This window comes from Kribbella deserti (assembly GCF_042434725.1).
GTDB classification, from domain to species: domain Bacteria; phylum Actinomycetota; class Actinomycetes; order Propionibacteriales; family Kribbellaceae; genus Kribbella; species Kribbella deserti.
Map to the genome: position 1 here is coordinate 1 of NZ_JBHLTC010000007.1, position 658 is coordinate 658.

Consider the following 658-nt stretch of genomic DNA (forward strand, 5'->3'; position numbering starts at 1 on the left):
GAGACTGTAAAATAGTTTGTGTAAGGATGAATGATTCCTTAAATTTATTTCTTTAAACATTAGAAAAAGGAGTTCCTTTCTCGTATGATTGGTTTGAACAAAAAAACACATACAGAAAGAAGAACTCCTTCATGAATGATTTTACCAAAGATTTTGCTCAAGCTCTATTCAATCCAGACAAAATAAATGATTTATTGCGCAAAGAGCTACAACAGGCTGTTAATAACTTGTTAGAAGCTGAATTGACTGCCTTTCTGGGCTATGATCCCTATGCCAGAAATGGCTGGAATACTGGCAACTCTAGAAATGGTGCTTATTTCCGCAAAGTTGATACGCAATTTGGCCCAATTGAAGTGCAAGTGCCTCGGGATCGCAACGGTCAATTTCATCAGCACACGCTGCCTGACTACAAGCAGCACTCGGATATCTTGGAAAGCATGATTATCAAGCTTTACTCCAAGGGCGTGACCACCAGGGAAATAGCCGATCTAATTGAAAAGATGTATGGCAGCCATTACAGTCCAGCTCAGGTATCAAATATTTCCAAGCAGATGATTCCAAAGGTTGAGGCTTACCACAAACGCAAGCTAAGCGACAAGTTTTTCTGCGTCTATTTGGATGCGACATACCTTCCTTTGCGCCGAGAAACGTTTGAGCG

General features: G+C 40.7%; 1 protein-coding gene. It reads left to right on the top strand.

The genetic code is table 11. The annotated features are described in order from the left end of the window. Positions 1-131: 131 nt before the first annotated feature. On the top strand, positions 132-658 hold a 527-nt coding region (locus ACFFGN_RS07230), incomplete at its 3' end, for an IS256 family transposase (protein WP_021355123.1).